The sequence below is a fragment of the Falsirhodobacter halotolerans genome, from assembly GCF_022899245.1.
Lineage (GTDB): Bacteria > Pseudomonadota > Alphaproteobacteria > Rhodobacterales > Rhodobacteraceae > Falsirhodobacter > Falsirhodobacter halotolerans.
Genome location: NZ_JALJAZ010000003.1, coordinates 31587 through 55481 on the forward strand (window position 1 = coordinate 31587; position 23895 = coordinate 55481).

21 protein-coding genes are annotated in these 23895 nt (G+C 66.6%); 8 read left to right on the plus strand and 13 right to left on the minus strand.

Annotation, left to right across the window (positions count from 1 at the left end):
- Position 1: 1 nt before the first annotated feature.
- From MU449_RS14830 to MU449_RS14840, 3 genes are read right to left on the minus strand one after another with little or no spacing between them, the layout of a single operon-like run.
- Positions 2–814, minus strand: a complete 813-nt coding sequence (locus MU449_RS14830) for a carbohydrate ABC transporter permease (protein ID WP_244739449.1) — start codon at positions 812–814, stop codon at positions 2–4.
- Entirely contained in the window at positions 811–1707 is an 897-nt protein-coding gene (locus tag MU449_RS14835) for a carbohydrate ABC transporter permease (RefSeq protein WP_244739450.1), read from the minus strand. Before MU449_RS14835 ends, MU449_RS14830 begins: the two co-directional genes overlap by 4 nt.
- Positions 1704–2831, minus strand: coding sequence for an ABC transporter ATP-binding protein (locus MU449_RS14840; protein WP_244739451.1), 1128 nt, complete (start codon positions 2829–2831; stop codon positions 1704–1706). The genes MU449_RS14835 and MU449_RS14840 overlap by 4 nt, the downstream gene beginning before the upstream one ends.
- 181 nt (positions 2832–3012) lie before the next feature.
- Between MU449_RS14840 and MU449_RS14845 the strand changes: the two genes are divergently transcribed.
- From MU449_RS14845 to eutC, 3 genes are read left to right on the plus strand one after another with little or no spacing between them, the layout of a single operon-like run.
- Positions 3013–4581, plus strand: coding sequence for a gamma-glutamyltransferase family protein (locus MU449_RS14845; protein ID WP_244739452.1), 1569 nt, complete (start codon positions 3013–3015; stop codon positions 4579–4581).
- Positions 4581–5942, plus strand: a complete 1362-nt coding sequence (locus MU449_RS14850) for an ethanolamine ammonia-lyase subunit EutB (protein ID WP_244739453.1) — start codon at positions 4581–4583, stop codon at positions 5940–5942. Before MU449_RS14845 ends, MU449_RS14850 begins: the two co-directional genes overlap by 1 nt.
- Positions 5939–6661, plus strand: a complete 723-nt coding sequence (gene eutC / locus MU449_RS14855; protein ID WP_244739454.1) for an ethanolamine ammonia-lyase subunit EutC — start codon at positions 5939–5941, stop codon at positions 6659–6661. Before MU449_RS14850 ends, eutC begins: the two co-directional genes overlap by 4 nt.
- Positions 6662–6665: 4 nt before the next feature.
- On the opposite strand, the gene MU449_RS14860 is transcribed toward eutC, so the two are convergent.
- The 4 genes from MU449_RS14860 to MU449_RS14875 all read right to left on the minus strand — a co-directional run bounded on the left by MU449_RS14860 (position 6666) and on the right by MU449_RS14875 (position 10674).
- Complete coding sequence (locus tag MU449_RS14860) at positions 6666–6929, minus strand: NfeD family protein (RefSeq protein WP_244739455.1); 264 nt, start codon at positions 6927–6929, stop codon at positions 6666–6668.
- A complete protein-coding gene (locus tag MU449_RS14865; RefSeq protein WP_244739684.1) occupies positions 6929–7819 on the minus strand; it encodes an SPFH domain-containing protein in 891 nt (296 codons plus the stop codon). The genes MU449_RS14860 and MU449_RS14865 overlap by 1 nt, the downstream gene beginning before the upstream one ends.
- A 32-nt stretch (positions 7820–7851) precedes the next feature.
- On the minus strand, positions 7852–9105 hold the full coding sequence (locus MU449_RS14870) for a DUF2254 domain-containing protein (protein WP_244739457.1): 1254 nt from the start codon (positions 9103–9105) through the stop codon (positions 7852–7854).
- A gap of 105 nt (positions 9106–9210) precedes the next feature.
- On the minus strand, positions 9211–10674 hold the full coding sequence (locus MU449_RS14875) for an alanine/glycine:cation symporter family protein (RefSeq protein WP_244739458.1): 1464 nt from the start codon (positions 10672–10674) through the stop codon (positions 9211–9213).
- 204 nt (positions 10675–10878) lie between these two features.
- Here MU449_RS14875 and MU449_RS14880 point away from each other — a divergent pair, with 204 nt between their 5' ends.
- Positions 10879–12291 (plus strand): alanine/glycine:cation symporter family protein, encoded by a 1413-nt coding sequence (locus tag MU449_RS14880; RefSeq protein ID WP_244739459.1) that lies wholly within the window; start codon positions 10879–10881, stop codon positions 12289–12291.
- Positions 12292–12324: 33 nt separating this feature from the next.
- Here MU449_RS14880 and MU449_RS14885 read toward each other — a convergent pair whose 3' ends face one another.
- From MU449_RS14885 to MU449_RS14895, 3 genes are read right to left on the minus strand one after another with little or no spacing between them, the layout of a single operon-like run.
- Positions 12325–13605: a TRAP transporter large permease gene (locus tag MU449_RS14885; protein ID WP_244739460.1), complete on the minus strand. Its 1281-nt coding sequence runs from the start codon at positions 13603–13605 to the stop codon at positions 12325–12327.
- Positions 13606–14160, minus strand: coding sequence for a TRAP transporter small permease (locus MU449_RS14890; RefSeq protein WP_244739462.1), 555 nt, complete (start codon positions 14158–14160; stop codon positions 13606–13608).
- On the minus strand, positions 14157–15137 hold the full coding sequence (locus tag MU449_RS14895; RefSeq protein WP_244739464.1) for a TRAP transporter substrate-binding protein: 981 nt from the start codon (positions 15135–15137) through the stop codon (positions 14157–14159). Before MU449_RS14895 ends, MU449_RS14890 begins: the two co-directional genes overlap by 4 nt.
- A 219-nt stretch (positions 15138–15356) precedes the next feature.
- Between MU449_RS14895 and MU449_RS14900 the strand changes: the two genes are divergently transcribed.
- The 4 genes from MU449_RS14900 to MU449_RS14915 all read left to right on the plus strand — a co-directional run bounded on the left by MU449_RS14900 (position 15357) and on the right by MU449_RS14915 (position 20775).
- On the plus strand, positions 15357–16583 hold the full coding sequence (locus tag MU449_RS14900) for an ATP-binding protein (protein WP_244739466.1): 1227 nt from the start codon (positions 15357–15359) through the stop codon (positions 16581–16583).
- A gap of 108 nt (positions 16584–16691) precedes the next feature.
- A complete protein-coding gene (locus MU449_RS14905; RefSeq protein ID WP_244739467.1) occupies positions 16692–18299 on the plus strand; it encodes an MFS transporter in 1608 nt (535 codons plus the stop codon).
- Positions 18300–18318: 19 nt separating this feature from the next.
- The gene (locus tag MU449_RS14910) at positions 18319–19365 is read left to right on the plus strand and encodes an HlyD family secretion protein (RefSeq protein ID WP_244739468.1); all 1047 of its coding nucleotides are present in this window, start codon (positions 18319–18321) and stop codon (positions 19363–19365) included.
- A 102-nt stretch (positions 19366–19467) separates the two neighbouring features.
- Positions 19468–20775 carry an NAD(P)/FAD-dependent oxidoreductase gene (locus MU449_RS14915; protein WP_244739469.1) on the plus strand — a complete coding sequence of 436 codons (1308 nt, stop codon included), beginning with the start codon at positions 19468–19470 and terminating at the stop codon, positions 20773–20775.
- On the opposite strand, the gene MU449_RS14920 is transcribed toward MU449_RS14915, so the two are convergent.
- The 3 genes from MU449_RS14920 to MU449_RS14930 are packed head-to-tail and all read right to left on the minus strand — an operon-like array spanning position 20772 to position 23895.
- Complete coding sequence (locus tag MU449_RS14920; RefSeq protein ID WP_244739470.1) at positions 20772–21680, minus strand: LysR family transcriptional regulator; 909 nt, start codon at positions 21678–21680, stop codon at positions 20772–20774. The two genes, MU449_RS14915 and MU449_RS14920, sit on opposite strands and share 4 nt — an antisense overlap.
- Positions 21680–23125 (minus strand): carboxylesterase/lipase family protein, encoded by a 1446-nt coding sequence (locus MU449_RS14925; RefSeq protein WP_244739471.1) that lies wholly within the window; start codon positions 23123–23125, stop codon positions 21680–21682. The genes MU449_RS14920 and MU449_RS14925 overlap by 1 nt, the downstream gene beginning before the upstream one ends.
- On the minus strand, positions 23122–23895 hold the full coding sequence (locus MU449_RS14930; RefSeq protein ID WP_244739472.1) for an ABC transporter permease: 774 nt from the start codon (positions 23893–23895) through the stop codon (positions 23122–23124). The genes MU449_RS14925 and MU449_RS14930 overlap by 4 nt, the downstream gene beginning before the upstream one ends.

The following is a 23895-nucleotide window of genomic DNA, read 5'->3' on the forward strand; positions in this document are numbered from 1 at the left end:
GTCATTTGACCCCCGTCATGGTGATGCCCGCGATGAATTGGCGTCGGGCCAGAAGGAAACAGACGACCATCGGGGCGGTGATCAGCGTGGCGCCAGCCATCAGCGCGCCGTAATTCGCCCCCGATTCCACGTCCGAAAAGAACAGCATCCCCAAGGGCGGCGGCGCGAGCGCGGTGTCCGACACCACGATCATCGGCCAGTAGAGATCGTTCCAATGCGCCACGACCGAAAAGACCGAGAACGCCGCGAGCGAGGGCAGGGAGCCGCGCAGCACGAGGCCCCAGCAGATCTCCATCTCGGAAAACCCGTCCATGCGGGCGGCCTCGATGATCTCGTCAGGATAGGAGCGGAAGGACTGATGGAACAGGAAGATGGCGAAGACCGACAGGAAGAACGGCGCCATCATCGCGAAATAGGTGTTCAGAAGCTGCGCTTTGGCCAGCCCCACGAACAGCGGCAGGGCCAGCGCCTGCATCGGCACGCAAAGCGCCGCAATGACGAGCGTCAACAGCAGGCGACGGCCGGGAAAGCGCAGTTTCGCCAGCGCATAGGCGGCGGGGACGGCCGTCAGCACCTGCACGATCAGGATGCCCGCGCAGACGATGGCCCCGTTCATCATGAACCGCGCCATGGGCACCTGCCCGGCGGCCCGGCCGTAATTCTCGCCGCCCGCGAAATCCCGGGGGATGGGCCAGAGGGAGATGTCGAAAATCTCGGCCGGGGACCGGATGGAGGTCAGGATCATCCAGTAGAACGGGAGCAGCATGACGCCCGCGCCAAGGGCCAAGACGATATGGGGGATAAAACGGGTCATCCGTAATGCACCTTGCGTTCCATCTTGATCGTCTGCCCGATGGACAGGACCAGCACGATGGTAAGGAAGATCAGCGTCAGGGCGGCGGCGTATCCGGTGTTGGAATATTCGAACCCCTCCAGATACAGGGCGTAAAGCAGCGTCTCCGATCCCGATCGGCCCTTGGTCAGAACGGCCACCGTCTCGAACACCTTGAAGGCGGAAATGGAGGTGGTGACCACGACGAACATCGTCGTCGGCCCCAGCATCGGCCATGTCACGGTCAGGAAGCGGTCGATGGGGTTCTTGGCACCGTCCAGACGCGCGGCCTCATGCAGATCCTTGGGGATGGCGGTCAGACCGGCCAGAAACAGCACCATGTTGAACCCCAGCACCTGCCAGATCCCGATCAGGGCCATGGTGGGGATCAACAGCGATGGCGTGGCCAGAAAGGACACCGGATCGAAGCCCAGCCAGCGGATCGCCGCGTTCACCGGGCCGAGGGTGGGATGCAGCAGGAACTGCCACACGGTCGCCATCGCCACCAGCGTCGCGGTCACGGGCAGGAAATACGCCACCTCCCACACGGCGCGGCTGCGGGTCCGGCCATGCACCAGAAGCGCCACGCCAAGGGCAAGGAAAATACCGAAGGGAATGACCAGTGCCGCGTAAAGGACCGTGTTCCACAGCGCGCGCAGGAACACCGGATCGGCAAAGGCCGCGCGGAAATTCGCAAGCCCGACAAAGCTGACATCCAGCGCGCCCAGTTGGTAATCGGTGACGGCGAACCCGGCCAGAACCACCATTGGGATGATATAGATCGCCAGCAGCAGAAATGCGGCGGGCAGGGCGAACAGCAGCCCGCGTCGCGCCATGCGCGCCTTGCGTGTCGGAAGGGCCAGGGCGGCGGTCATGCGGCCACCGCCGCGCGGGTTGTGACCTCCAGGCGCCGGTCGTCGGCCCCGAACAGATGCGCGCGGGCGGGGTCGAAGCCAAGGGTCAGCGCGCCGTCGGGCAGGGGGGTCGTGGCGGGCAGACGCACCGTCACGCGCAGATCGTCCGTCAGCGCGCAGGTGACGAAGCGGTCCGCCCCTTGGGTTTCCGCGCGCAGGATCCGGGCGGCAAAACCGTCCGCGGCGGGCACCAGATCCTCGGCCCGAAGGCCAAGCGTCACCGGACCCGCATCGGCGCGAACGCCCAGACCCAGATCGCGGCCAAGCGCGCGGACACGGCCCTGGGGCGTGACCTCGGCCGGGATGAGGTTGATGGACGGGGTGCCGATGAACCGCGCCACCGTCAGCGTCGCGGGGCGGGAATACAGATCGTCGGGGGTGCCCAGCTGTTCGATGCGGCCCTTGTCCATCAGGGCGATACGGGTGGACATGGTCATCGCCTCCACCTGATCGTGGGTGACATAGACGAAGGTCGCGCCCAGACGGCGGTGCAGCGCCGCCAGTTCGTCCCGCATATGTGCGCGCAGCTTCGCATCCAGATTGGACAGCGGTTCGTCCATCAGGAATGCCGCCGGGTCGCGCACCAGCGCGCGGGCCAGCGCCACGCGTTGCCGTTGGCCGCCCGACAGTTGCGCAGGCTTGCGGTCCAGCAGCGCGTCGATCTGCAACAGGTTGGCGGCGCGGGCCACCTCGGCGTCGATGGCGGCGACGGTGTCGCGGGGGGCGGCCAGACGCCCCACCAGCGGCAGACGCCCCATCAGCGACAGCCGCCGCATCCGCAGCGGCGTCGCGATGTTCTGGCGCACGGTCATGTGCGGATAAAGGGCATAGGACTGAAACACCATCGCCAGGTTCCGGTCGCTGGGATCGGCGCGGCTGACATCTTGCCCACCGATGGCCACCGTGCCCTGATCGGGGCTTTCCAACCCCGCGATGATCCGCAGCAGCGTCGATTTCCCGCAGCCCGACATGCCGACCAGCGACAGGAACTCGCCCGGTTCGACCGTCAGGTCGATGCCCTTCAGCACGTCCGTTCCGGCGAAACTCTTGCCGATTTTCGACAGCGCGATTGATTGAGGCGTCATCCGGCCCTCCTTTGTTGCGCTGCCAATGAAGGGTGATCGCAACAAGGGGGTGACGGGGATATGATGTTTCGATGACGTCCGCCCGCCGCCGGTCGCGCAAGGCCGGTTGACCTGCCACGTCGTTGTCGCTTTTGTGTTGCGTATGCAATCCTGCCGCATCCGCTGACCCGAAGGTCCGATCATGTTCGACTTCTTTTCCGCCCGCCGCCCATCGACCCTTGCCGGTGGTGCGATGATTGCGACCTCGCACCCCCTCGCCACGGCGGCGGGGCTGGAGGTGTTGGCGGCGGGGGGCACGGCCGCCGATGCGGCGATCGCCGCGGTGGCCGTGCAATGCGTCGTGGATCCGCTGATGACGGGCATCGGCGGGGATTGCTTTGCCCTCTATGCGCCGAAGGGGGGCGCGGTGAAGGCGCTGAACGGGTCGGGGCGCGCCCCGGCCGCCGCCACCGTGGCCGCCCTGACGGAGGCGGGCGTGACGGAGACGATCCCGCAGACCAGCCCCCATGCCGTCACCGTTCCGGGTGCGATCTCGGCCTGGTGCCGGTTGCACGCCGATCACGGAACGATGCCGCTGGCGCGTCTGTTCGCCCGCGCCATCGCCTATGCCGAAGGTGGGTTTCCGGTCACGCCGCGCGTGGCGATGGACTGGGCCGCCAATCAGGCGACCGTGGCCGCCGACCCGCACGCCGCCGCGCATTTCCTGCCCGCGCCGGATGTGGGCGCGCGTTTTGCCCAGCCCCTGTTGGCCGCCCGCCTGCGCGAGATTGCGGACAAGGGCGCTTCGGGCTTTTACGGCGGGACGACCGGGGCCGCGATGGCGCGGCATCTGGCCGGCCTTGGCGGGTTGCACACGGTGGAGGATTTCGCTGCCGGGACCGACGCCGCCTTCTGGACCGATCCGATCAGCGCCACCTATCGCGGGACGACGGTGCATGAATGCCCGCCGAACGGGCAGGGGCTGGCGGCGCTTTTGATCCTGAAGATCATCGAGGGGTTCGACATGGCAACCCTGCCCGAGGCGGACCGCATCCACGTTCTGGCCGAGGCGACGAAGATCGCCTATCACCACCGCGACGCGCTTCTGGCCGATCCGGCCGCGTGCGAGGACGTGGTGGAGCGGCTCTTGTCCGACGAGGTCATCGCCACCCTGCAGGCGCGCATCGACATGGCCCGCGCCGCCACCCCCGTCCTGTGGCACGAGCCCGAGCACAAGGACACCATCTATCTGTGCGCGGTGGACGCCGAAGGAAACGCCATCTCGTTCATCAATTCGATCTTCCACGGGTTCGGCTCGGGGTTGTATGATCCCGAAACCGGCGTGCTGTTCCACAACCGCGGGTCGTCCTTCCGTCTGATCCCCGGCCATCCGAACGCCATCGCGCCGGGCAAGCGTCCCATGCATACGATCATCCCCGGCATGGTCACCCATGAAGGAGAGGCCCGGATGCCCTTCGGCGTGATGGGCGGGCATTATCAGGCGACGGGTCATGCGGCGTTCCTGTCGGCTGTGCTGGATCAGGGCCTGGATCTTCAGGCCGCGCTGGACCTGCCGCGCAGTTTTGCCACCGGCGGCGAATTGCAGGTGGAACCGACCGTCCCGCCCGAAATCCGCGCCGATCTGGAGGCGCGGGGCCATCGGGTAAAGGTTTTGGACAGCCCTCTGGGCGGCGGGCAGGCCATCCGCATCGGCGATGTGCTGGAGGGGGGGTCCGACAGCCGCAAGGACGGCATGGCGCTCGGGTTCTGATGCCCACCTATGCCGCCACCGCCGGGGGGGAAAGGTTCACCTTCCCCAGCCTTGCCGCCCTGATGGCGGCGGCGACGCCCGAACGGTCGGGCGACCAGCTGGCGGGCCTTGCGGCGGCCTCGCCCGTGGCGCGGGTGGCGGCGCGCTATGCGCTGGCCGATCTGCCGCTGACCGAGTTTCTGAATGTCGCCCTCATCCCCTATGAGATGGACGAGGTTACCCGCCTGATCCTTGACACCCATGACGCGGCGGCCTTCGTGCCGCTGCGCGCACTGACCGTGGGGGGGTTGCGCGACTGGCTTCTGGCGGCCGAACCGGCGCAACTTGCGGCGGTGGCGGCGGGGTTGACGCCCGAGATGGTGGCGGCGGTCTCCAAGCTGATGCGCAATCAGGATCTGATCCGCGTCGCCCGCAAATGCGAGGTGGTGACCCGGTTCCGCACCACGCTGGGCCTGCGCGGGCACCTGTCCACCCGTCTTCAGCCCAATCATCCGGCGGACGATCTGCGCGGGATCGCGGTGGCGGTGCTGGACGGCCTGCTGCAAGGGGCGGGCGATGCGGTCATCGGCATCAACCCCGCCTCGGACAGCCTGTCGAACTGCGCCCGCATCCTTCATGCGCTGGATGATCTGCGCCAGAATTTCGACATGCCGGCGCAGTCTTGCGTGCTGACCCATGTCACCACCTCGCTGCGCCTGATGAACGACGGGGCGCCGGTCGATCTGGTATTCCAGTCGATCGCCGGCACCCAGGGGGCGAATGCGGGCTTCGGCGTCGATCTGGCCGTGCTGGCCGAGGCGGCGGACGCGGCCCGCAGCCTGTCCCGTGGCACGGTCGGCCAGAACGCGATGTATTTCGAAACCGGGCAGGGTGCGGCCCTGTCGGCGGGCGCGCATCACGGGGTGGATCAACAGACGCTGGAGGTGCGGGCCTACGGCGTGGCGCGCGCATATCATCCGCTGTTGGTGAACACCGTGGTGGGCTTCATCGGGCCGGAATACCTTTATGACGGCAAGCAGATCATCCGCGCGGGGTTGGAGGATCATTGCTGCGGCAAGCTGCTTGGCCTGCCGATGGGGGTCGATGTCTGCTATACCAACCATGTGGAGGCGGATCAGGACGACATGGACACTCTGATGACCCTGCTGGCGGCGGGGGGCGTGAACTTCGTCATCACCGTGCCGGGGGCGGATGACGTGATGCTGTCCTATCAGTCGCTGGCGTTCGAGGATATCGGCTATCTGCGCGAGGTGACGGGGCTGGCCCCCGCGCCGGAATTCGCGGCCTGGCTGGCGCGGATGGGGATCGGGGATGCGCCGTCGCTGCCAGATATGGCCCGCCGTATGGGAATTGCCGGATGACCGACCTTGTGCCCCGCCTGTCGGCCCTGACCCCGTCGCGTGTGCGGTTGGACCCCAAGGGCGGTCCCGCCCCCCTTGGCGCGGTGCTGGAGTTTCAGGAATGCCACGCGCGGGCGCGGGCGGCGATCCATGGCACGGTGGACTGGGACGCCTTCGCGCGGGCGTTGGACCGCCCGACCCTTCGTCTGCACAGCCGCGCGGCCGACCGGGCCGAATATATCCGCAGGCCCGATCTTGGGCGGCGGCTGGATGCCGCGTCCGAAGGTGCGATCGACCATCAGGGCTGCGATCTGGCGATCATCGTGGCGGACGGGCTGTCGGCCACCGCGGTGACGACGCAGGCCGCCCCGCTGATCGCTGCCCTGACCGCCGCCGCGCCGGACCTGACGCTGGGCCCCGTGGCGCTGGTGGCGCAGGGGCGCGTGGCGGTGGGGGATGAGGTGGCGTCGCGGATGGGGGCGGCGATGGGGCTTGTGCTGATCGGGGAACGCCCGGGGCTGAGCGTGTCGGACAGCCTTGGGGCCTATCTGACCCTGAATCCGATCCCCGGAACACCGGACAGCCGCCGCAACTGCGTGTCGAACATCCATGGGCGCGGGGGTTTGTCGATCGCCGAGGCAGCGGCCAAGATCGTCTGGCTGATGCGGGCGGCGCGCCGGATCGGGGCCACGGGCATCGCGCTGAAGGATGAAAGCCCGTCGTCGCCCCGCCTTGAATGACGGGTCAGTCGTTGATGTCGCGGTCCCAGATCCGCACCTGACCCTTGGTCACGCCCATCATCCGGCGCAGCAGGATCCAGATCACGCCCGACAGCGCCGCCGTTGCAACCAATGTCAGGGGCAGGTCCGCCGTCCAAAGGCCTGACAGCAGCGCCAGCCCCATCACCGCCACCGCCCCGGCAATCCCCAGAAACACCCAGGCCGGAAGGATCAGTTCCACCCCCGCCAGAACCAGCGCCGCGACCAGCCACAGCCAGCCGTTCAGCATCACGCTTTCCCCCCGAACATGCGGAATGCGTTGGAAAACGCCTCCAGCGCGGCGGCGGGCAGAAGGATGGTCTGCTTGCCATCGCCTTGCGCCACGTCGGACAGGGCCTCCACCTGCCGCATCGCCACCTGATATTGCGCGGCCTCCAGCCCGTTGCGGGAAATCGCCTCGGCAATGGCGGTGGTGGCATAGGCTTCGGCGTCCGCCAGAATGCGTTTGGCCTTGGCCTGCTGTTCGGCGGCGTAAAGGTCGGCGTCGGCGGCCAGCTCGGTGGCGCGGCGGCGGCCCTCCGCCTCGGTCACCTGCGCGCGGCGGGCACGTTCGGCGTTCAGTTGCTGCAGCATGGCCGCGCGGGTCGCCTCGTCCAGATTGACGTCGAGGATTTCGGCCCGCGTCACCTCGATCCCCCAATCATCGACGATGTTGGCCAGCGATTCCCGCACGCGCGCAATCAGTTGGGCGCGGTTGGACTGGACCTGATCCAGTTCCAGCGTGCCGATTTCGGACCGGACGATGCCCGCCACGGTGGTGGCGATGGCCGCGTCGATGTCGCGGATGCGATAGACCGTCTTTTCCGGTTCGATGATGCGATAGAAGACGCTGCTGTCCACCTGCACCAGCACGTTGTCCGCCGTGATCGCATCCTGGGAATTGGTGGGCAGCTGGCGTTCGAGGATGGAAATGCGGTGCGCCACCTTGTCGATGAACGGCACGATGATGTTGATGCCCGGACCCAGGACCGAACGCAGCCGCCCGAACCGCTCCACCACGAACTTTTCGGATTGCGGCACGATGCGGACCGCAGAGCCGATGGCGAAGGCCAGAATGATCGCCAGAACGACCAATGCCAGATTTTGTCCGACAAGGTCGAGGGCGGATTCGATCCACATGTCCACGGCGATCTCTCCCTGTTTTCCGTGCACTATGACCCAAGCGGACGGCCCGGCGCAACGGCGGATGCGGCGGCGGTGACGCGGGCCTGATCCGGGGCGAACTCCATGGCGGCCAGGGCGCGCGACAAGGCCAGATCCGATTGCCGCGCCGCCGCCGCGCTGAAGGTCGGGCGGCCCATGACAGACAGGGCGGCAAGGGTCTTTTGCAGACGCAACTGCACCTCGATCACGGCGGCGCCGTCGCGGGCGATCGGTCCGAAGGCGTCGGCCAGCATGTCGTCGTCGGTGATGGGCGGCACGAAGACCGCGGGATGGGCGATCTCATCCGCGGTCGGATCCTCGCCCCACAAGGCCAGAAGGCGGCTGCAGCGTCCGATGATGTCGATCGCGGTGCCCGGATCGTTCACGGCGGGCGACAGCGCGCGCGAGGCGATTTCGGCCATGACCACAAGGCCGAAGCGCGGATCCTGATCATAGCTGCGCTCCGCCTCGATGGTGAAGGCGGCGGCCAGGTCGTCATCCTCGTCCGGGGCGATATCGGTGCGGGCCAGAACGGTGTGCGGAAAGATGAAGGCCCCCGGAATGCGCGCCACATGCACCCGCGCGCCCTTGTCCTCGGCCCAGTCCGACAGATGGGCCATGTCGATATGCTGAAGGTATCCGATTTTCCTGCCGGTGATCGCATGGGGCAGGGCGGGGGCACCGTCGGGCAGGGGATGCCCGCCCAGCCAGGGGGCCGTCTGCCGCCCGACGATCGCGCGGCGCGTCGCATCCTCCACCCGTTGGTTCGTGTCGCCCACGCGTCCCAGCCGCGTCAGATGATCGATCCACCGCAACAGCGTCACCACGATCAGCGCGACCACCCCGATGGTGGCCGCGAACAGGACCAGCCGCCCGCGATCGCCGTAGGCCCCGGTGGTCAGCATGATGATCCCGACGATGGCGAACAGGAAGGATCCGACGAAGGTGGACAGGACGTTCTGCGTCAGGCGATCTTCCATCAGCAGGCGCGTGGCACGGGGCGTCACGTTCGTCGTGGCCGACCCATAGGCCGAGGTGGCCACGCTGAGCGAGAAGGTCGTGACCGCCAACATGCTGGAGGCGATGATGTTCAAAAGGTTGTCGACCGAATTCGCCGCGATTGCCCCCGGCAATTGCCAGGGGATGAACCGCTCCACTACCGCCGCCAGAATGGCCGTGGCCACGCCCAGCAGACCGATCAGCGTGGCGCGCAACCACAAGCGGCGTGTTATCCTGCTCCAGATCCATTGCCAGCGCGACATGCGGCCCCTCCGTTCGATGCTGGGGCGAACGATGATGCCGGGGGGGCCAAGATCAATGCCCGGACGTAAAAAGGGCGCGGCGGAAGATCCCCGCGCCCCCCGATGTCAGCGGCGGGGGTCTTGGGTCCATTCCTCCCACCCCGGCTGGCCCTTCATGAAGACCTCGATCTCTGCCCGGCTGGCTTTCAGTTTGGGGTCGTGGTGCAGATAGTGCCGCGTTTCCCGCACGATCAGGCCCGACAGGATCAGAAGCCCGATCAGGTTAGGGATCGCCATCAGACCGTTCATCACGTCCGAGAAGTTCCACACCACGCCAAGCTGCACCGTGCAGCCGACATAGACGACGAGCGCGAACAGGATGCGGAACGGCATGACGCCGCCGCGCCCGACCAGACGTTCGACATTGCGTTCCCCGTAATAGGCCCAGCCGAGGATGGTGGAATAGGCGAACAGCACCAGACCAACGGTCACGATCCAATGCCCCCATTCCCCCGGAAGGCCGTTGCTGAATGCCTGCCCGGTCATGATCGCGGCCGAAAGCTGTTCGCCCGTGGCGGGATCGATGTCGTCCCAGACGCCGGTGGTGATGATGACAAGGCCGGTGCAGGTCACGACGATGATCGTGTCGATGAAGGTCTGGGTCATCGACACCAGCCCCTGACGCACCGGATGGGTGGTCTGTGCCGAGGCGGCGGCAATCGCCGCCGACCCCATGCCGGATTCGTTGGAAAAGATGCCCCGCGCCACCCCGTATTGCACGGCGATCATGATGGATGACCCGACGAACCCGCCGACCGCGCCCGTGCCCGTGAACGCCTGCGAAAAGATCTGGCCGATGGCGGCCGGCACGTCGGTGATGTTCACCAGCAGGATATACAGCGCGCCCGCGACATAGAAGATGATCATCGCCGGAACCAGGCCCGCCGTCACCCGCCCGATGGATTTGATCCCGCCCACCAGCACCACCAGCGTCAGACCGGCAAGGATCAGCCCCGTGGCCCAGGTGGGCACCGAGAAGCTGCGGTCGAGGTTGGAGGCGATGGAGTTGCCCTGCGTCATGTTGCCGATGCCGAAACAGGCGCAGACGGCGAAGATGGCGAAGGCCAGCGCCAGAAACTTGCCGAATGCGCCCGGAATTCCACGCTCCAGATAATATTGCGGCCCGCCCGATTTTTCGCCCGCCGCATCGGTGGTGCGAAAGCGCACGCCCAGAAACGCCTCGGAATATTTCGACGCCATGCCAAGGATCGCCGTCATCCACATCCAGAACAGCGCGCCCGGGCCACCGATGGCGATGGCGGTCGCCACGCCCACGATGTTGCCGGTGCCGACGGTGGCGGCCATCGCCGTCGTCAGCGCCTGGAACTGCGAGATGTCACCGTCATCCGTGTCATCCTTGCGCCGGATCAACCCCAGCCGCAGCGCCGCCCCCAGCCGAAGCAGCTGGATGAAGCCAAGCCGCACCGTCAGGTAAAGGCCCGTGCCCAGAAGAAGCGGGATCAGCAGGAATGGCCCCCAGACCACGCCGCCGACCGCGCCCAGAAAAGCCTCAAGATTGTTGAAATCCATCACTGTCCCCGTGCATTTGCGTTGTTTTTGTGCACCAGACGGCGGGAGGAGAGGGGGTTTGTCAAGACGTTGCGAACCCCTTGGGGTTGAAACCTGCGGCCGTGCATTGTCCAAGGCGGCTTGAACCGCGCATCGCGCGCACCATCCTGTTCAAAAAATGGGCCTGTCCAAAAATGGGGCCTGTCCGAAAAGAGGGGACGCCGCATGACCGCCGTGATCGACTTTCTGAACCTGATCTTCTGGAACTACATCCTGATCTATGGCCTGCTTGGTGTCGGCCTGTTTTTCACCTTTCGGTTGGGGTTGCTGCAGTTTCGCCATTTCCTTGAGATGTTTCGTTGCGTTCTGGGGTCGGGACCGGCCGACAGGAACGGCATCACCCCGCTGCAGGCGCTGACGGTCAGCCTTGCGTCGCGCGTGGGGACGGGGAACATCGCGGGCGTGGCCGTCGCCATCTATCTGGGCGGGCCGGGGGCGGTGTTCTGGATGTGGATGGTGGCGCTGGTCGGGATGGCCACCGCCTATTCCGAAAGCGCGCTGGCGCAGCTTTACAAGGTGCGGGGGGAGACGGGTCTCTATCGCGGGGGACCGGCCTATTACATCGCGCGCGGGCTGGGGCTGCCGTGGCTGGGGGCGGTGTTCGCGGTGTGCCTGATCCTCGCCTTCGGACTTGTCTTCAACTCGGTCCAGGCGAATTCGATCGCCGAGGCGATGAACGGCGCGTTCGGCGTGCCGAAATGGATCGTGGGCCTGGCCGTCGCCGCCCTGACGGCGGCGATCATCTTCGGGGGCATCCCGCAGGTGGCGCGCGTCGCCTCCATCGTCGTGCCGTTCATGGCGGGGCTGTATCTGCTGGCGGCGATTATCGTCATCGTGCTGAACCTGACCGAGGTGCCGGGCGCCCTGTGGCAGATCGTGGGCGGGGCCTTCGGCCTGACCGAGGCGGCGGGCGGTGTGGCGGGCGGCGTCGTGGCCGCGGCCATGAACGGGATCAAGCGCGGCCTGTTCTCCAACGAGGCGGGCATGGGCTCTGCCCCCAACATCGCCGCCGTGGCGACGCCCGATCCGCATCATCCCTCCAGCCAGGGGTTCGTGCAGGCGCTTGGCGTGTTCATTGACACGCTCCTCGTGTGCACTGCGACCGCCGTGATGATCCTTCTGTCGGGCGCGTATGAGCCGGGGAACGGGCTGACGGGCACGGTGCTGACCCAAGGCGCGCTGGTCGAACATTTCGGCCCCTTGGGCGGGGTGTTCATCGCGGTCGCGATCTTCTTCTTCGCCTTCACCTCGATCATCGGCAATTACGCCTATGCCGAAAACGCCGTGTCCTATCTGGGGCTTGGGGGGCGGACGGGGCTGACCGTGCTGCGCGTCGCGGCGATCGGCATGGTCGTCTGGGGCGCGATCCAAAGCGTGGCGACCGTGTTCAACCTGGCCGATGCCTCGATGGGGCTGATGGCGACGATCAACCTTGTTGCCATCGTGGCGCTGTCGGGGACGGTGGTGAAGCTGACGCGGGATTATCTGGCGCAGCGCAAGGCGGGCCGGTTGCCCACCTTCCGTCTGTCGGACCATCCCGACATCGGCAAAGGCGTGGACCGCGATATCTGGCGGTGAATGAAAAAGGGGCCGGATGACCGGCCCCTTTCCTTATCGAAACATCGACGGCAGCCAGAGCGACAGCGCCGGTATGTAGGTCACCAGCATCAACGTGCCGAAGGCCGCGCCATAGAAGGGCCAGATCGACTTCATCGCCGTGCCGATGCCGATCCTGCCCACGGCACAGCCGACGAACAGAACCGCCCCCACGGGGGGCGTGCACAGCCCGATGCCAAGGTTCAGGATCAGGATCACGCCGAAATGGATCGGATCCACCCCGAAGGCCATCGCCACGGGCAGAAAGATCGGCGTCGTGATCACGATCAGCGGCGACATGTCCATGAACGTGCCAAGTACCAGCAGCATGACATTGATCAGCAGCAGGATCACCAGCGGGTTGTCCGAGATGCCCTGAAGGAACTCGATCATCGCGGTCGGCACCTTCAGGAAGGCCAGCAGCCATCCAAAGCAGGCGGCCGATCCGATGACCGTCAGCACCATCGCGCTTGTGCGCACGGCGCCCAGGGTGGCGTCCTTGAAATCCTCCCACGACAAGGTGCGATAGACCAGAAGCGTCACCAGAAGCGCATAGACCACGGCGATGTTGGCGCTTTCAGAGGCGGTGAAAATCCCGGACCGCACGCCGCCGAAGATGATCAGCACCAAAAGCAGCCCCGGAATGGCCGAGATGAGCATCTGGCCCAGATAGCGCAGCCCCTGGAACGGTTCGGTCGGATACCCCCGCCGACGGGCCACGACATAGGCCGCCCCCATCAGGCTGATCGCCAGCAACAGGCCCGGAACGATGCCCGCGGTGAACAGGTCGGCGATGGACAACCGCCCCCCGGCCGAGATGGAGTAGATGATCATGTTGTGCGAAGGCGGGATCATCAGCGCGATGATGGACCCAACCACCGTCAGGTTGACCGCGTAATCAACGCCGTAGCCGCGCGCCTTCATCTGCGGCACCATCAGCCCGCCCACGGCCGACGCATCCGCCGCCGCCGACCCCGACACGCCCCCGAACATGACCGAGGCCAGAACGTTCACCTGCCCCAGCCCGCCGCGCAGATGCCCGACCAGCGCCCCCGCCAGCGCCACCAGACGGCGGGCGATATCGCCCCGCACCATCAGATCGCCGGCATAGATGAAGAACGGGATCGCCATCAGCGCAAAGGCCGAGATGCCCGAATTCAGACGCTGAAACACGACGACGGGCGGCAGCCCCATGTAAAGGACGGTGAAGAAACTGGCCGCACCCAGACAGAAGGCGACCGGCGTTCCGATAAGCAGCATCACGACAAAGCTGCCGAAAAGTATCCACAGTTCCATTTATTCCTCCACCGTGCCATCGCCGAAACGGCGGGTCGGAAGGCCGGCGGCGCGGCGGGCGATACGTTCAAGGCAGAAGATCAGGAGCAGCGCCCCCCCGCCGATCAGCGGCGCGAAGTCCCACACACGCGACAGGCCAAGCCCCGGAATGTCGCTGGAGGAGGCCTTGACCGCCAACTGCCATCCGAACCACAGCATACCGAAACCGAACGTGCCGACGACGATGTCCGAGATCGTGTGCATAATGTCCCGCACGCGATGGGTCGCGATATAAAGGATCACGTCGAAGGACAGATGATACCCCTCGCGGATGCCGACCGCCGCGCCCAGAAAGATGAACCAGCCCATGATCATCACCGATCCGGGTTCAGCCCATTGCAACGACGACCCAAGGACATAGCGCCAGATCACCTGCGCGAAGACGAAGCCGGTCATCAGCACAAGGGCCAGCCCGGCAATCCACAGGCCGCCCTGTGCCAGCCATTCGGTGACGCGGGCAATGCGCAGCATGGCGGCCCGAAGGCCGCCCGCGTCCGTGTCATGGTGTGGGATCATTGCGTATCCCGGATGCGCTGGACCAGATCCTTCGCCTCGGGCGTCGTCACGTATTTGTCGTAGACGGGGGTCATCGCGTCGATGAAGGGCTGCTTGTCCAGATCGTCGATCACCTCGACCCCCGCCGCTTCGACATGGGCGCGCGACGTCTTCTCGGCCTCGGCCCACAGCTGGCGTTCCACGGCCACGGATTCCACGGCGGCCTGGCGGATGATCTCCTGATCCTCGGGCGCAAGACCGTCCCAGGTGGTTTTGGACATGGCGACGATTTCCGGCACGATCAGGTGTTCGTCCAGCGTGTAGTATTTGGCCACCTCGTAATGGCCCGAGGTGTCATAGGACGGCCAGTTGTTCTCCGCCCCGTCCAGAATGCCCGTCTGGATGGAGGAATAGACCTCGCCATAGGGCATGGGCGTGGCGTTCGCGCCCAAGGCGTCCACCATGTCCACGAACACATCCGACTGGATGACGCGGAACTTCATCCCCGCCATGTCCGCCACCGAGGTGATCGGCTTGACCGAGTTGTAGAAGCTGCGCGCGCCCGCGTCATAGAAGGCGAGGCCGATCAGGTCGTGAGGTTCGAAGGCCTGAAGAATCTCGTCCCCGATCGGGCCGTCCATCACCGCGTTCATATGCGCCACATCGCGGAAGATGTAGGGCAGGGACACGATGCGCGTTTCGGGCACCAGCGTGTCGAACGTGCCGAAGCTGGCGCGGATCATGTCGATGACGCCGAATTGCGTCTGTTCGATCGTGTCCTTTTCCTCGCCCAACTGCGCCGAGGGATAGACCTCGATGCAGATGCGTCCCTCGGTCCGCTCCTCCACAATCTTGGCCATGGCCTTGACGGCTTCCACGGTGGGATAGCCGTCGGGATGCGTGTCGCTGGAGCGCAGCGTGGTATCGCAGGCCCAGGCCCCGCCCGTCATCGCGCACAGCGCGACCGTCCCTGCCAGCAGGGTTTTCATTCGTGTCATGTCGTCCTCCCTTTGCATGGCTGTCGCGCGTTCCGGGCGCGATCGTGATCATGCGGGATCATCCTGAAGATGCGTCAACCTGTCTGTCAACACCTTATCCTTGTCAGACGTGTCCAGGGGGACAACCTCATGGCCGGATGATTTCAGATGGCCGATTGCAAAATTTCAATTGGCCGAATACAGACTTTCAACCGACCGAAGGCAGTCAAGGCCCCGCCCATGTATCACCGCCCCATATCGGACCGTATCGACGAGGCGCTTTCGGATACGCGCGTCGTCCTGATCTCCGGCCCGCGTCAATCGGGCAAGACCACGTTGGCGCGGCAGATCGCGGGGGCGGGGCGTCCGTATTTCACGCTGGACGATGCAACCACACTGGAGGCCGCGCACGCCGATCCGGTCGGATTCCTGCGCGGTCTGGACCGCGTGGTCATCGACGAGGTTCAACGCGCGCCCGCCCTTCTTCTGGCCATCAAGACCGAAGTCGACCGCGATCGCGCGCCGGGGCGGTTCCTTCTGACGGGGTCGGCCAATCTGATGACCTTGCCACGGGTGGCCGATTCGCTGGCCGGGCGCATGGAAACGGTGCCCCTCCTGCCTTTGTCCCAAGCCGAGATCGCGGGCCGCCGATCGACCTTCGTCGACGATCTTCTGGCCGGACGCCGTCCGATTGCCGGCCCTGCCGTTCTGGGCCCCGATCTGGTGGCGGCGGTTCTGGCGGGCGGTTACCCCGAGGCGGTCGCGCGCCCCCGCTGGTCCCGCCGTCAGGATTGGTATCTCGCCTATGTCGACGCGATCGTTCAGCGCGACATCCACGACATCGCCGAGATCGAGAAGGCGGCGATCCTGCCGCGGCTTGTGCGGATGATGGCCGAACATTCGGGACAGCTTACGAATTACTCCGCCCTGGGGGCGCAGGTCGGGCTGAACCACGTCACCACGCAGAAGTATTCGCGCCTGTTCGAAAGCCTGTTTCTGGTCGAAACCGTGCCCCCGTGGTTCAGCAACCGGCTCAAGCGGCTGGTCAAATCGCCCAAGCTGCACTTTCTGGATTCGGGTCTGCTGGCCGCGCTGCGCGACATGTCGCCCGATCGGGTGGCGCGGGACCGTCAGGCGTTCGGCGCGCTTCTGGAAACCTTCGTGCATTCCGAATTGCGCAAGATCGCCGCCTGGGGCGAGGCGCGTCCCGTCTTCAGCCATTTCCGCGACAAGGACGGGACCGAAGTGGATGTCGTGCTGGAAACCCGCGACGGCGCCGTGGCGGGGGTGGAGGTGAAGGCGTCGGCCACGGTCGCAAGCGCCGATTTCAGGGGGTTGCGCAAGATGTCCGACGCGTTGGGCGACCGGTTCGTGCAGGGCGTCGTCCTCTATGACGGGGATCAGGTCGTGCCCTTCGCCGAAAACCTGTTCGCGGTTCCGGTCTCGGCCCTGTGGGGGGCGGCCTGATCGCCGTTCGGACGGCCGGTCCGACCGCAGACCGGCGCGGCGTGGGTTTTTGACATTTCCTGCGTCAAGGCGCATGTCCCGGGGCGAAACGACGCATATATCCATTCCATGACCGACACCGCCGCCCCGCCCCAGCCCACCGGCACCCTGACCATGCCCTTGTGGCGGGCGGCCATCTATGTCGCGGCCTCGCTTCTTCTGGGCCTGTCGCAGGGGTTGGGCATGAGCTTGTTCAGCTCCAACGTGGCGCAGTTGCAGGGCGAGTTCGCGGCCACGCAGCAGGAGGTGGTGTGGCTGGTCGCCGCCTATCTCGCCCCGGCGGCGCTGACCCTGGCGCTGGTGAAGATCCGCACCCAGTTCGGTCTGCGCCGGTTCGGAGAGATCGGGCTGGCGGTGTTCGTCGCCAGCGCGCTTTTGAACTTTCTGGCGAATGATCTGGCCTCGGGCATCGCCGTGCGCTTCATCAGCGGGATGGCCGCCGCCCCCATCGCCACCTTGGCCTTCCTTTATGCGATCGAACCGTTCACCCCGGCCAAGAAGCTGTCCATCGGCCTGTCCCTGGCGCTGATCGGCATTTCCCTGGGGCTGCCGATGTCGCGGGTGCTGTCGCCCACTTTGCTGGATCTGGGGGGGTGGCACCAGCTGACCCTTCTGGAACTGGCGCTGGCGCTGGTGTGCTTTTGCGTGGTGCTGGCCCTGCCGTTGACCCCCGTCCCGCATGAAAAGGTGATCGAACGGCTGGATTTCATCAGCTTTCCGCTGATTTTCTTCGGCCTTGGGGGCCTCGCCATCGCGCTGACGGTGGGCAAGGCCTATTGGTGGTTCACCCAAGACTGGCTGGGGCTCACGATCGCGGGCAGCGTGGCCTGCCTTGCCGTGGCCGCCGTGATCGAACTGAACCGCGAAAGCCCGCTGCTGGACCTGCGCTGGATCTTTTCGCCCACCATCCTGCAATTCGCGGGCGCGCTTTTGGTGTTCCGCATCGTTCTGGCCGAACAATCGTCGGGCGCGCCGGGGTTGTTTCAGGCGGCGGGGCTGCAGAACGCGCAGATGCAGACGATGTTCTGGATGATCGCGGGGGCCACCGTTCTGGGCGGGATCGTCAGCGCCATGATCCTGAAGCCGGGGCGCGAACACGGGATCCACGCGGTGGCCCTTTTGCTGATCATCGTGGGCGCGACGCTGGACGCGCACGCGACCAACCTGACCCGCCCGGCCCAGATGCTGTTCAGCCAGTCGCTGATCGCCTTTGCCAGCGCGCTCTTTCTTCCGGCGGCCCTGGCGGCGGGGATGATGGCCGCGCTGAAGAAGGGGCCGAAATACATCCTGAACTTCATCATCATCTTTCTGGTGACGCAGAAGATCGGCGGGTCGCTTGGTTCGGCCGTCTTCCAGACGATCATCCAGTTCCGGCAGAATTTCCACACCGCGCATCTTGCGGCGGACATGGCGCTGACCGATCCCCTGGTGATCCAAAGGCTTCAGGCCTATGCCTCGGTCTGGTCGCACGCCACGGCGGACGCCACATTTGCGCGGGCGCATGGAACGGCGCAACTGGCGCAGGTGGTCCAGCGCGAGGCGACGGTCCTCGCCTATAACGACGTGTTCGCGTTGATCGCGCTGGTCGCGGCGGCGGCGCTGGCCGTTCTTCTGGCCCATTGGGCGTTGATCGAATTCAAAAAGCGCCGCACCGTCGGCGCAGGGACGACGGGTTGAAGAACATGCGAGCAGGATCATGACAAGCATCACGAAACATATCGGCACGATCGTCGCGGTGGTCATGGGGCTGTGCGGGGTTCTGGCCGTGCTTTACGCGTGGCAGCTCTTTCCCTTCACCTCCTCGGTGCAGCGGACGGACAACGCCTATGTCCGCTCCAAGATCACCTATGTCGCGCCGCAGGTGCAGGGATACATCACCGAAGTGCCGGTGACCGATTACCAGCAGGTGAAGGAGGGCGATCTGCTGGCGCGGGTGGACGACCGGATCTATGTCCAGAAGGTGGCGCAGGCGCAGGCGCAACTGTCCCAGCAGCAGGCGGCGCTCGCCTCCGCCGCGCAGCAGCGCGCCTCGGCCGAGGCGGAGGTGTCGGCGGCCGAAGCGGGCCTTCGCGCCGCCCGGGTGAACCGCGACGTGGCGCAGCGCGATTTCGACCGGCTGGATGCGCTGGCCACGCGGGGTGTGTCGTCGCAATCCAGCCTCGACACCTCGCGCGCCGCGTTGGACCAGTCCACCGCCGATGTGGGCAGTGCCGAGGCGCAGGTGGAGATTGCCCGGCAGAACGTGCTGGCGGCGGAAACCGCCAAGGGCACGGCGCAGGCCGCGATCGAGGCGGCGGATGCCGCGCTGGCGCTGGCGCAGATCGATCTGGACAACACGCGCATCACCGCCCCCGAGGATGGCCGTCTGGGCGAGGTGGGCGCGCGGGTGGGGCAATATGTCAGCGTGGGCACCCAACTGGCGGGCCTTGTGCCGCGCACCGCATGGGTGGTGGCGAACTTCAAGGAAACGCAGCTGCACGGCATGAAGGTGGGGCAGGCGGTGGACATCACCGTCGACGCTTTGGGGGGGCAGGTGCTGCGCGGACGGATCGAAAGTTTCTCGCCCGCCACGGGCAATGAATTCAGCGTGCTGCGCACCGACAACGCGACTGGCAACTTCACCAAGATCACCCAGCGTCTGCCGGTGCGGATCGGCTTTGCCGAGGGTCAGGAGCTGGCCGATCATCTGGTTCCCGGCCTGTCGGTCGAAGTGGCGGTCGACACCGCACAACCGGCCCCCTGACGGACGCGTCGCGGGGGCGGGGGCAAAGATCGGGATTGCGTTGCGCGCCGCCCCGTGCACCACTGATGTCGTATCACCGTTCCGGCCAACAGGAATGCGCCCATGCCCGATTTTCGCATCGCCCCAAAGACCACCCCGTTCTGGTGGGAGGAGGCGCCGGTGCGCCCGCTGCCCGACACGCCGATGCCTGCGCGGGCGGATGTGGTGATCGTGGGGGCGGGCTATGCCGGGTTGACGGCGGGCCTGACCCTGGCCCGCGCGGGCCGGTCGGTGGTGATCCTCGACAAGATGAACCCCGGCGAAGGAGCCTCCAGCCGGAACGGCGGCATCACCAGCGGCAACATCCGCCCCGGTTTTTCCGACCTGAAACGCCGCCACGGCGAAGCGCGGGCCCTCGCGATCGAGGCCGAGGGCAAGGACGCCCGCGCCTTCACCTATGAGTTCATCCGGGCCGAGGGGATCGACTGCGACCTGCAGATGACGGGCCGCTTCTATGGCGCGATCGACCGCCGGAAATACGACAGGATGGCGCGCGATGCCGAAACCCTGTCGCGCAGATTGCAGATCGACGCCTTCGGCGTGCCGGAGGCGGAACAGCGGCGTTATCTCGGCACCGACTTTTATCGCGGTGGGTCCGTACGCATGGATATCGGGGGCCTGCATCCCGCGAAATACCATGCGGGGCTTTTGCGCGTGACGCAGGCCGCGGGCGCGGTCGTGCGGTCCGGCGTGGCCGTGATGGGGGTGGCGCGGGACGGGGCCGGGTTCACCGTCGCCACATCGGCAGGCCCTGTTGCGGCGCGGCAGGTGCTGGTCTGCACCAACGGCTATACCGACGGTGCGGACCCCTGGCTGCGCCGCCGCATCGTCCCGGTCCGCAGCCGCATCATCGCGACCGACAAGCTGGCCCCCGATCTGATGGCCCGCCTGATGCCGCGCCTGATGATGTGCGGCGAGGACATGATTCTGGGCTGCTACTATCGCCCCTCGCCCGATGGCACCCGCATCCTGCTGGGGGGGCGGGACGCCTCGCAATCGGGCAGCGCCGCATGGCCGACCGAGATGCTGCGCCGCCACCTGATCCGCCTGTTCCCCGAACTGGCCGATGTGGGGCTGAGCCACAGCTGGTTCGGCAATGTCGCCATGCATCGCGACATGCTGCCCCGCATCTTCGACCATGACGGCGTGACCTATGCCACCGGGTTCTGCGGGTCGGGCGTCGTCTGGGCCCCGTGGATCGGGCGGCGCGCGGCGCTGCGGATGCTGGCCGAGGACTCTCCCCGTTCGGCCTTCGATTTCCGCCCGATGAAGGCCGTCCCGCTTTACGCGGGCAAACCGTATTTCATGCCGACACTGATCCAGATCTATCGCCTGCAGGACCGCATGGCCCTGAAGCGCGCCGAGCGTTAGGGCCGGGGCAGGCCTTCGGCGATGGTGCGGATCAGGTCGATCAGCAGGGCGGTGGCCGGCGCCAACGGCCGCCCCGCCGGCGTGATCGCGCCCCAGCGATAGGGCAGCGCAAACCCCAGCGGCACCGACACCACGCCGTCCACCGGCAGCCCGCGCAGCGTCATGCTTTCCACCACCGCGATGCCAAGGCCCTGACGCGCCAAGGCCACCGACACGCTGGAGGCGTTGCTGTCGATGCTGCGCGGGGGTCGGATGCCGCCCGCATCCAGCGCGGCGTTGATCGCATGGCGGATGCGATAGGGGTTGTGCGACGCGATCAACGTGGCGTCCCGGAAATCCGCCACATCGATCCGGTCGCGTCGGGCCAACGGGTGCGTGGCGGCCACCACGGCCACGCAGGGCACCTCGGCGGACCAGTGCACCTCCACCCCCGGATGATCCAGGGGCAGGGTGGACAGCCCCAGATCCGCAATATGCCCCGCCGTGGACTGGATCACGTTTTCGGCCGAAACGCTGTTGAGATGCACATGGGCCGGACGCTGGGCCTCCGTCAGGCGCGCCAAGGCCGCCGGCACCACGCTGCTGGCCAGCGAGGGCAGGGCCGCGATGTGCAGGGGCAAGGGCGGCGCGTCGGCGATGGCGCGGGCCCGTGCGCCGATGGTGCGCAGCCCCGCCAGAAACATCTCGGCCTGCGCGTGGAAGGCCAGCCCCTGCTGCGTGGGGGTGATGCGCGGACCGTTGCGGTGCAGAAGGGGAAAGCCCACCTCCTCCTCCAACTCTTGTATCAGGCGGGTGATGACCGATTGCGACCGGCCAAGCGCGCGCGCCGCCCCGGTCATCGACCCGATGGAGATGACGGCGATGAACGCCTCAAGCTGCTTGGTTTCCAGATAGTTCGGGTCCATCAGGGTCGTGTCCAGAGCGCGGGACGCGGATCGAAGGGATCGCGCCGGATCGTGGCGGTGGTGCCGTCCACATGCATGACCCAAGGTGCCGCGGCGGTATAGGGGGTCCAGTTCGGCGCGCCCTTGATGAAGGCCGCCCAGATGTCATGCACGACGATGGCGGCCTCCGGGTCGGCCACGCGCTGGCGCTTGGGCAGGACGCTTTGGTCCATCCCGCGCCGATACCAGACGGCCCCGACCTCGGCCCCGTGGGGGGCGCCGGTTTCGTCCGGTGCGCAGGGGCCATAGAGGTATTTCCACACCGGCTGATGCGCGGCATGGGCGCGGGCAAACTCGGTCGCCGGGTTCTGGAACACCAGATCCCCCGCGATGGCACGCCAAAGGCCAAGGGGCGAATGATCGGGCAGGGCCGCGGCATAACGCGCCACGATTTCCGCGCCCGTCCACCCCATGGGGCGCACGCGGGGGTCCAGCCGGTGGATGACGTCGCGCAAGGTCATCCCCTCCGGCAGGGCGGTCGCATGGGTCAGGTATTCCGCGCTGGTGCAGCCGATCATCATCGGCACGGGGGCGGTTCGGCCCTGCCGCGCCGCCTCCAGCGGGTGCACGGGCAGCGAGGGGCCCAGAACCGGCACGAAGGGCACGCCCAGCATCGCCGCCCGCCCGTCCCGCCCCGGATCATGCCGTTCATAGCTTTCGTTGCACAGATCGCGCTGCGCCGTCAGAAGGTCGGGCAGGGGCACATGGCACGGATCGTCCGTGCCCAGCCGGTCGCACATGCGGCGCGTCAGCCGGCCCGCATCGTGGGGCGCGGCAATGGCGGTGGCGGCCCCGCTTTGCGGCATGGCCCGGGCGAACAGCCCGCGCGCGGCGGGCATCGCCATCAGCGCCGCCACCGCAAACCCGCCCGCCGACCGCCCGGCCAGCGTCACCCGCCCCGGATCGCCGCCGAAGGCCGCGATAGTGTCGCGCACCCATTCCAGCGCCGCGACAATGTCCAGAAGGCCGCGATTGTCCGGCCGCCCCGGCACATGCAGAAACCCCATCGCCCCAAGGCGATAGTTCACCGTCACCTCGACAATGCCCGACGCCGCGAAGGCGCCCGATTGCAAAACCGGCTCATTGGCCGACCCGACTGCGTATCCGCCGCCGTGAATCCAGACCAGCACCGGCGCGCGCCCGTTGGGATCGGGGGTGCGGATGTTGACCGTGCGGAAATCCTCGCCCGCCGTCAGGGCTGACGTCGCCGCCGTTCCCACGGGGCCATAGGTCGGAACCTGCGGACAGACCGGCCCAAGGCGCGTGGCATCGCGGACCCCGGCCCACGGGGGCATGGGGGTGGGCGCGTCGAAGCGGTTGCAATCCGTGACCGGCGCGGCATAGGGCACGCCCAGAAACGCGCCGTTTCGCCCGCGAAGCGCGCCCGCCGCCGTCTGGACGATCATATCGCCCGCCTCAGCCCGATCAGGCGTTCCACCAAGACCACCACCGCGATGGAGATCAGGATCAGCACGACCGACAGCGCCGCGATCTGCGGATCGGTGGAGTATTCGAGATAACGGTAGATCTCGGTCGGCAGGGTGGAGGTGCGGATCGACACGATGAAGAGCGAGATCGTCGCCTCGTCGAAGGAAATGAGAAAGGCGATGACCCCACCCGCGATCAGGCCCGGACGGACCAGCGGCAGCGTGATGCGGCGGAACACGGTCAGGGGGGAGGCGCCGTGCACCATCGCCGCCTCCTCGACCCGCCGGTCCACGGCCATCAGGCTCATGGTGATGGTCCGCACGGTATAGGGGATGGTGATCCCCAGATGCGCCAGCGTGATCCCGGCATAGGTGTCCAGAAGCCCGATCGGGGCCAGCACCAGCATCAGCCCCACCGCCAGCACGATGGATGGCACAAGGAACGGGGCGAGCACCAGAAACCCGATCCCGTCGCGCCCGCGGAAACGGTAGCGGACAAGGGCCAGCGACAACAGCATCCCGATCGCCACGGCCACGAGCCCGACGATCAGCCCGATCAGCACGCTGCGCCCGAAGGCGGAGATGAACGCCTCGTTCGCGAAGACTTTGGCATAGCTGCCGAAAGACAGGCTTTCGGGCGGAAAGGCCAGATATTGCCGCGTGTCGAAGGACACGATGAACACGACGATGATCGGTGCCAGAAGGAACAGATAGAGGAGCGTCAGGCTCAGATTGCGCACGGCTTTCAT